Annotated in this window: 10 protein-coding genes and 1 pseudogene; 2 read left to right on the forward strand and 9 right to left on the reverse strand. The window is 42.1% G+C overall.

Translation table 11 applies throughout. The annotated features are described in order from the left end of the window. Both tnpB and tnpC read left to right on the forward strand, forming a co-directional pair. Window positions 1-382: IS66 family insertion sequence element accessory protein TnpB (tnpB, locus tag HAP95_RS12110; protein ID WP_215884461.1), on the forward strand; the 382-nt coding region annotated here is incomplete at its 5' end. 94 nt (window positions 383-476) lie between these two features. After that, entirely contained in the window at window positions 477-2,090 is a 1,614-nt protein-coding gene (gene tnpC, locus HAP95_RS12115; RefSeq protein ID WP_215884472.1) for an IS66 family transposase, read from the forward strand. A gap of 31 nt (window positions 2,091-2,121) precedes the next feature. Here the strand turns inward: tnpC and HAP95_RS17155 are convergent. The 9 genes and pseudogenes from HAP95_RS17155 to HAP95_RS12165 form a co-directional block, all read right to left on the reverse strand. Beyond that, a pseudogene (locus HAP95_RS17155) lies at window positions 2,122-2,699 on the reverse strand (ISNCY family transposase); the annotation flags it as partial. A gap of 180 nt (window positions 2,700-2,879) precedes the next feature. Next, window positions 2,880-3,698 (reverse strand): polysaccharide deacetylase family protein, encoded by an 819-nt coding sequence (locus HAP95_RS12130; RefSeq protein ID WP_215884464.1) that lies wholly within the window; start codon window positions 3,696-3,698, stop codon window positions 2,880-2,882. Between the two features lie 14 nt (window positions 3,699-3,712). Then, on the reverse strand, window positions 3,713-4,219 hold the full coding sequence (locus tag HAP95_RS12135) for an ureidoglycolate lyase (RefSeq protein ID WP_215884465.1): 507 nt from the start codon (window positions 4,217-4,219) through the stop codon (window positions 3,713-3,715). Then, window positions 4,209-5,237: an allantoicase gene (gene alc, locus HAP95_RS12140; RefSeq protein WP_215884466.1), complete on the reverse strand. Its 1,029-nt coding sequence runs from the start codon at window positions 5,235-5,237 to the stop codon at window positions 4,209-4,211. The genes HAP95_RS12135 and alc overlap by 11 nt, the downstream gene beginning before the upstream one ends. A gap of 133 nt (window positions 5,238-5,370) precedes the next feature. Then, on the reverse strand, window positions 5,371-5,691 hold the full coding sequence (locus HAP95_RS17530) for a transposase (protein ID WP_368356585.1): 321 nt from the start codon (window positions 5,689-5,691) through the stop codon (window positions 5,371-5,373). An 82-nt stretch (window positions 5,692-5,773) separates the two neighbouring features. Beyond that, window positions 5,774-6,691, reverse strand: coding sequence for a polysaccharide deacetylase family protein (locus HAP95_RS12150; protein WP_215884468.1), 918 nt, complete (start codon window positions 6,689-6,691; stop codon window positions 5,774-5,776). Continuing rightward, window positions 6,688-7,425 carry an aspartate/glutamate racemase family protein gene (locus tag HAP95_RS12155; protein ID WP_215884469.1) on the reverse strand — a complete coding sequence of 246 codons (738 nt, stop codon included), beginning with the start codon at window positions 7,423-7,425 and terminating at the stop codon, window positions 6,688-6,690. Before HAP95_RS12155 ends, HAP95_RS12150 begins: the two co-directional genes overlap by 4 nt. A gap of 9 nt (window positions 7,426-7,434) precedes the next feature. Continuing rightward, the gene (locus HAP95_RS12160; protein WP_215884470.1) at window positions 7,435-8,127 is read right to left on the reverse strand and encodes a GntR family transcriptional regulator; all 693 of its coding nucleotides are present in this window, start codon (window positions 8,125-8,127) and stop codon (window positions 7,435-7,437) included. Next, window positions 8,124-8,397: hypothetical protein (locus tag HAP95_RS12165; protein ID WP_215884471.1), on the reverse strand; the 274-nt coding region annotated here is incomplete at its 5' end. The genes HAP95_RS12165 and HAP95_RS12160, both read right to left, overlap by 4 nt.

An 8,397-nucleotide genomic window follows, 5' to 3' on the forward strand; every position in this document is an offset into this window, starting at 1 on the left:
GTGGCCTGATTCTGCATCTGGTGCGGGGCTGATGTTTTTCCCGGAAGGTCGGGTACGGGTGCATCTCTGCGGCCAGCCGGTGGATATGCGTAAGTCCTATGACGGGCTGTATGCGCTGACCTGCAGTGTCTTGCGCCAGAATCCCCTGTCTGGACATCTCTTTGTGTTCATCAACCGGCGGGCCACCCAGATGAAGGTGTTATATTGGGATCGCACCGGATTCTGCCTCTGGGCCAAGCGTCTGGAGCGCGGTCGCTTTCTCCCGGACTGGCAGAAAGTGGTGACCCGGGAGATGGATTGGACGGATCTCAAGCTGATGCTCGAAGGGATTGTGCCGGGCGCGCAGCGCAAGCGTTATCAAGCGCCGGAAACAGCGGAATAACGCGCTTTTTTATGACTTTTTCAGGCCTTTTTTATGGACAGGATCAGTGATTATTGCCATGATTCTACACATGAAAAACGTAACGGCAGCGGCCCTGTTTCCGACCCCCTTAAGCCTTGAAGAGGCCGCTACCCTGTCCCCGCAAATCGTCCTCCTGGCCGTGCAGGGATGGCTGCATACCGAACAAAAACTCGCGGCTTTCCAGGAACAGATCGATGCGCTCAAACATCAGCTCGACTGGTTCAAGCGCCAGACCTTCGGCCAGAAGAGCGAAAAGCGGATTCCCGAAGCCCCGACCCAGCAGCTGACCCTCGCCGAGGCGCTGGGCATAGCCACCCCGGTGCCCCCGGCAGAAGTACCCACCCGCCGCATTCCGGCCCATACCCGCAAAAGCACCCGCAGCCAAGCCGAAGAGCGGGCCGAAGCGGTCCCCTTCTTCGATGCCGATCAAGTCCCGGTTACCACCATTGAAGTTCCCAACCCCGAAATCGCGGGCCTGACGCCGGAGCAATACACCGTCATCGGGACCAAGGAAACCTACCGTCTGGCCCAGCAGCCCGGCAGTTATGTGGTGATCAAATATGTCCGCCCGGTGATCAAGCGTCTCGACACCCAGGTCATCCATTGCCCCGCTGCCCCCGTAGGGGTCCTTGAGGGCAGTCGCGCCGACGTCAGCTTCGTCGCCGGGATGATCGTCGACAAGTTCCTCTACCATCTGCCGCTCTACCGGATTCATCAGCGCTTGCAGGATGGCGGCTTTACTCTGAGCCGGCCGTGGCTGACCCAATTGATGCAACAGATTGTGGGGCTTCTGGAACCCATCCATGACGCCCAGTTTGCCTCCATCCGCGCCTCCCGGGTGAAGGCCATGGATGAAACCCCCATCAAGGCGGGCCTGAAAGGACCGGGCAAAATGAAACAAGGGTATTTCTGGCCGGTGTATGGCGAACAGGATGAAATCTGCTTCCCCTACTGCGAAAGCCGCCGGGCAGAGCATGTGGATCAGCTCTTGGGTCTGACCGCCCCTCCCGGGTCGATACTGATTACGGATGGTTATGCGGCCTACAGCCGTTATGCCCAAAAAACGGAAGGACTCACCCATGCCCAGTGCTGGGCGCATACCCGTCGGGAATTCTACGAAAGCCAGGACGCCGATCCGCAGCGGGCCGCCGTCGCGCTGGAAATGATTGGCCAGATGTATGCGGTGGAAGCCGAAATTCGGGATCTGGGGCTGAAAGGCGTGCAAAAGCACGAGGTCCGGCTGACGAAAACCCAGCCTTTGGTCGAAGCGTTCTTCACCTGGGTGGCGGATACCGCCGCCGATACCGGACTGCTGCCCAGCAACCCTCTGAGCAAAGCCCTCGCCTATGCCCACAAACGCCGGGCGGGACTGGAAGTCTTCCTCAGTGATCCGGATGTGCCCATGGACACCAACCATCTGGAACGCGGATTACGGGTAATCCCCATGGGGAGAAGGAACTGGCTGTTCTGCTGGACGGAACTGGGGGCTAAACAGGTGGGCATCGTGCAAAGCCTGCTGACCACCTGCCGCCTTCACGACATCAATCCCTACGAGTATCTGGTCGATGTCCTGCAGCGGGTCGCCCAGCATCCCAGTTCCCGCGTCGCCGAACTGACGCCCAGGCTCTGGAAACAGCACTTCGCCGCCAACCCCCTGCGCTCGGATCTATATAATATTCTGAAGTAGCCCGCAAGATACGCCGCTCAGTTACCGGTTACTTCCGAATCGCATCCAGCAGCAGGTTAATATCGGTCGGATAATGCACCCGCGTTTCTACGACGAAAGAATCACACCGCACGCTGAGCCCTTCTTCGGGCTTTTTTTTGAGTAGAACATGCCCCGCCTGCACCACTTCCTGATTGATCCGATCCAATATTTCCGGGGTAAATAATTTCAGGTTATCTTTGATGGTTTGCAGAGGGTACCGTTGATCGGTATTTTCTTCCCATCCCCCATGTCCCAGCATTTCCCGGATGACGCGATGATGATTGGCTAAATCGTGGATGCGATCGTAATCTGCGTTGAGACCCAGCCGCAACACCCCCAGCACCAATATTCTCCAGAGTGCCATCCAGGACGGCCTTTTTCGGCGCTGACCCGGGTTTTGCCATCGACTTGTACGGGGCGCATATCCTCCAGGATGGTAAATACCTATTCCCGGAGTTCCGGTTGCATATAAATGTGTTGAAGGCCGCGCAAGAGGCGCGGAATATCATCCCGCGACTTGAGATCAAGCTGGATAGCAGAAATATCGGTTTCTCCAAAAACCATTTGCGCGTTAATCACTTTTCTCATAACGAAGATTTTCCGTAAGTTTGGATATTGCGTTAAAAAACACCCATGGTTTCAATGGGTAATCGCCTCAGAAGCCAAAAAAAGGCATAAAACAGAGAATCGTCGCATCACAGAATCGTCCTCTTCATAAGGCCAGAAACATTATAACACACTGTTTATGAAAGGCAATCATATTTTCGGTCAGGCACTAATTAAATCACGTGCAATACCCTCTCTCGTGCTTATATTAATTTTTTCATTTCCATCAATCCAATTAAGCAACTCTTTTAATCCGCCTATTCTACCTGCCCTACCAATAATTCGAGGATGAAGACCAACAGTTACTATCTTATATGAATTTAAATCTGTAAGTGACTCCTCATACAGAATCCATTCAATAGCAGACTTTATATATAAGAAAAAGTCATTCCCTTGTAAAAAATTTCCCCGCCCTAAGAACTGCATATCATTTGTATCAAATGAATACGGAATAATAGCATAAGGTGTTGAAAAATCATTACATAGATAAGCAGAATCACGTGAATAATCATCGCTATCATATACAAAACCAGCATCGTATAGTAATTGCCGAGTTTGAGGAGACCTAGAACTCCTCGTGTGCCATCCGACAGGAAATTTTCCGGTAAGTTCATATATAATTTGTTTGGTATTATTTATGTCAACTGTCTCTTCATCTAAACTCATAAAAACATGATTCTGCCATCTCCAGCCGTGCGCGGAAATTTCATGAGAATGAGCATATATTTTTTTTATTATTTCTGGATGTTTATAAGCCGATAATCCGCAACAGCTAAAGGTTGCTTTTGTTCTGTGCCGGTTAAATAAATCAAGTATTCTGTCTATCCCTTCATATAAAGAATATTCAAAGTGGGAACTCAAACAGTAATCCCTACCGTCGATATTATCGTGCCCATCGTAAATGGCGTTATTAACAATATCACCATTTAAAAAGCTTATTTCGGATCCTTCTTCGAAGTTAACCACAAAAGAGAGATACATAATATTAGACACTCCTATCGACAATTGTAATCACGAATAACTAATTTCTGCGAAATAGACTGAATTTTACAGTTATTTGGAACTTCATTTTCAATCACAAAAAACTGTGAATTGTCATTAATTGAAATTAATGAGTGGTGCCATACGTCTCTGTTAATAACAATACCAACGTTTTTCGGAATAAAAAAGGCTTCAACTGAATCCGGATCAATATCTACAGAGATGGGTGCCACTACAGATATGAAAGCAGTACCACAAAAAGGGAAAAAAAACTGTATTCCATGAGGATGGCGCTCTAAGTGGCTAATTAAAAGAGGAAATGATCGATTTTTAGAAGCATAAATTTTAGGTTGATAATTGGCCGTTTCTGCAGATGGAGAATAATTAATATTTAAATCAAATTTAAAACATGTACCATCATTGATTAATTGAGGAATCAAGTAATTTTTATCTATCAGCCAACCATATTTCTGAAATTTAGTTGTTGACACATCTTGAACCTCAAGCATTTTACCATTCATTAAATTTTCCCCAAACTTTAAACCGACTTAATCCACCATCAGGATAAATATTCAGCCTGATATGGGTATATGATGACTTGTCATTATATGAAATTTTCAATTGGTTATTTGCCGCTAGCATTATCTTTGGAACAAGGGTATCCCAAAACATACTTTCATAGATTAATAATTTTTTATATTCTTGTGGCAATTTATATTTAGTATATGTTAAACCTTGAATGCTACAATGCGAAGGATAGTTTCCTTTAAAGAAACTAGTATCTAATTCAAAAGCATTAATTTCACCTGGGTTAAATAAGCTAAATATGCACCAATCATTACCAGGTGTTCGTCTCCTCCTGGTTTCCCACCCATCCCCCATATTAATAGCAGGAGTACTTTTCAATAAATTAATAGGTGACCCATAATGATTATCGGAGCAAGCAATAACTTTAGCACCATTACTAATACAGAGCAAGTTCTCATTAGTTTTATCATTTTCTTTAGATGTATAATTTAATTTTCTCTGTATATCACCAAAAACTTTAATTCTTGCTATTCCTCCGTCTGGATATATATTAAGCTTAATATGCGTTGAAATTAAATTAGTTGAAAGACTAAATTCGTTAATTGAATTACAATCAACGCGCTCATAACCAAGCACATTTACCCAATCAGATCTTGTATCAACCACTAAATTTTTATCAATATACAATGAATCAACCGATATTGCCATTGGTGAATTACCTATAAAATAGGTTGTCTCAATGCAGATTTTTTTTACTAAACATGGATATGCAAGTTTGATAATACAGCAATCAAATCCAGTGGATCGTCTTCTTTTCGTTTCCCATCCATCCATCCATTTTCCATTTTCATCATAGTAATCTGGCAAAAACTTAGGTTCAGTTGGAAGAAGTATTCTGTACGCTGGAGCAAAAAATTCATCGGTACAAAAAATAACTTCTGCTCCTAGTGAACTATCTGCAGCATTTATCGAAAAATTTTCACAATAGATATTTTTTTCTAACTGGCTCATAAAAAACCTCTTGATTAGCACAAAGATTACGATGTGCGAAGCCTGTCCCCAGGCCTTATTCCAGTGTTAATGGCAGCGCAAAGCAAACTCAGGATTAACGTGACCAGATTAAAACAACCGTTGAAGAGATAAGTCATAGTGAAGAGATAACGTTGTTGCGCATATTTCCGAAACTTAAAGGCATGGTAAGCACAGGCTCTTTTAAGAGGGTTCCGGTAATCAACGAAGTCTGATGTCGACAATGGTTGCGTTGAAATGTCTTGCGCGAACTGCATTTCAGAACAGAATACTGGGTCTCGTAACACTGGGGGCAATGAAATTCGTCTAGCCAAAGCGCCGATTCCGAGGCCGTTGCGCACTGCTCCTCAGTGCCAGAACGCTGCATAAAATCGGGGAGGGACAAGACTTTCTGAAACTGCACGCGGTTCATCGCCATGAGACACCTCACTGTCATAAGAATCAATAGATTAAATCAAAATGGATTACTGTTTAAAATACAAATCAAACATCGTGCTGGTCAGATAAATTGAAACTGATTAACCATGATTATTGATCCAGTGAGTTGCTATATCCCGACGACGGGTAATCCATACCCTGTCAAAATTCATTATATAATCCAGAAATCGCTGAATAGCAACGAATCTGCCTGGTCTAGCAATAATTCGAGAATGTAGTCCTATTGACATCATTTTTGGAGTTTCGTTTTTTTCACCTAAGCAATATAGATAGTCAAAAGAATCTTTTAAGTATTCAAAAAATTCATTTGATGTTCTAAATCCGTTAACCGTGTGAAATCTCATGTCATTACAGTCTAGACTATATGGAATGATAAGATGTTTATTAAAATTAGATTTACCATCTTCGGAAATATACCAAAAAGGTAACTCATCACCATAATAATCAGAGTCATACATAATACATTTCTCTTTAATTAAAATAGATCTTGTATTCGGACTATCTCTACCTGTATACCATCCTATAAGACTTTCATTGGTAATTTCACTAATTAGATCAATAGTTTTTTTTATATGAATCCTTTCAATCTCCGGACTAACATCTTGATAACTAATCCAGCGCCATCCATGTCCAGCAATTTCTTGCCTAACCGAAAAAAGTTCTTCCACCATAGCTCTATTTATCTGCAATGCTAGACCGCTTGCAAATATAGTTAACGGCAAATCTCTTTTGGAAAATTCCTCAATAACTCTTCGATAACCTATACGTGAACCATATTCAAATAATGACTCAACACTTTTATGGCGAGCATTGTATTGCTTTGCGTTAATTACATCACACAGGAATGATTCTGATGATTGATCTCCATTGATAACGCAATTTTCCGCACCTTCTTCTAAATTTAGTACAAATTGTAATGCTAATATAGAATTATTAGGCCAGTTTGGGTTAAGCAAATTTGCCCCATACCCTACAAAATCTCTATCATTTTTAATCATAATGTTGTACCCATATTCTTAAATTTACCAAGATATTTTTTTTCTGGAGGAAATGCATAATCTCCATGCTTGCTGGTTGTTATATTGCTATTTATTAACGCTTCAGATAAATATATTGCTGATATAACACCATCTATAATTGGAATTCCATATTTGGCTGTTAGATCCGTTGATAATCCAGCCATACCAGCACAACCGAGAATTATCGCACCTATATTATCATCATCAATAGCTTTTACACATTCTTCTTCCAAAATTCCTCTGGAGATATCAAATTCGTCTACTAATGATAAAACAGGGCAATTAATAGCCCTAACTTTACTGCACTTTCTGTCATATCCGTATTTATATAGCAAGTTTTCTGTATGTGTTTTCATCCTAGATACAGTCGTAATTATTGTAAATTTTGTCGCAACCAAGGAAGCAAAGTGCATAGATGCTTCTGCGATCCCAATCACAGGAACATCCGCAAATTCCCTTGCAGCGTCTAACCCAGGGTCACCAAAACATGCGATAATATGTGCATCAAAATATTTATGAGTATTTTTTTTTATCGTTTCCAATACGGTCGTTGCACTGAAGCATTCATCAAAAGATGATTCAATTGTCTCCGGACCATCTAATGCAGTTGTAAAAACTAGATTCTTATTATTAATATCGTACTTTTTAATAGCTTTTTTTATATCATCAGTAATCTTTTTGCTAGAGTTCGGGTTTATAATTTGTATATTCATATTATCCTCTCAAGTATTAATTTCAAAAATCTTACTAAAATCATCATTATGTTCAAATTTTCGATCTAAATGTAGGCTGGATTGTATTTGATCAAAGTGCTTTGCCAACCATTTTTTTGCCGACGCTACATCCCTATCTTTTATAATCTCTATAAGCTCTTCGTGATTCCCACATGAACATCCTGCGCCATACGGAGTACCATATGCAGAAATAATAAGTGATGTGCGTGCAGCCAATTCCTTTACTAAATTATAAATAACGTCATTACCTGCTATGTACACTAATAGCGAATGAAACTCAACCGAATATCTTATAGACTCTCTGTTGTTCACTCTTTTTAAGCTTGCTTTCTCATTTGAGCATATAGATATTAGTTTATCAATATCTGCATTGTTGATTTTTTTAATAGATTCTTCTAGAGAAGAACATTCAAGTAATTTTCTAGCATGGAATACTTCTTTGGATTCTTTTATGTCTGGGCAATAAACCCTTGCTCCCTTGTTTTTTTCTAATCTAATTATTTTTTCATTAGACAATCTGAAAAGTGCTTCTCTTATTACTGTTCTGCTTACGTTGAATGTTATTGCTAATTTTTGTTCTTGTAGTCGATAATTTGGTGTCAACACATTTTCAGTGATCACGTCCAATAATTTTTTATATACTTGCATACTATTAAATTTTTTTTCAGCTAAATTAATCATAATCTCTTTTCCTGATTTGCTTTTAGAAGCTTTAGTTTAAGCATTAAATCCCGTTCCATTGAACGTTGATTTCCATTTTTATTGAAAGAGTGCTTGACACAGTTACAGTGCCGCATAACCAATCCTATAGAAAAATCGGCCAAAGAGAATTTTTTGGGCTTCCCGGAATCACCGCCATGTCCTTTCCCGCCTTTCAGAGTGGATTTCCTACTTTCTCGCGGCCGTGCCGCCCCGCTCGCGGCGCAGCTTCCTCGAACTGCTTTGCGGGTG

It is taken from the genome of Acidithiobacillus sulfurivorans (assembly GCF_018853815.1).
GTDB lineage: Bacteria > Pseudomonadota > Gammaproteobacteria > Acidithiobacillales > Acidithiobacillaceae > Acidithiobacillus > Acidithiobacillus sulfurivorans.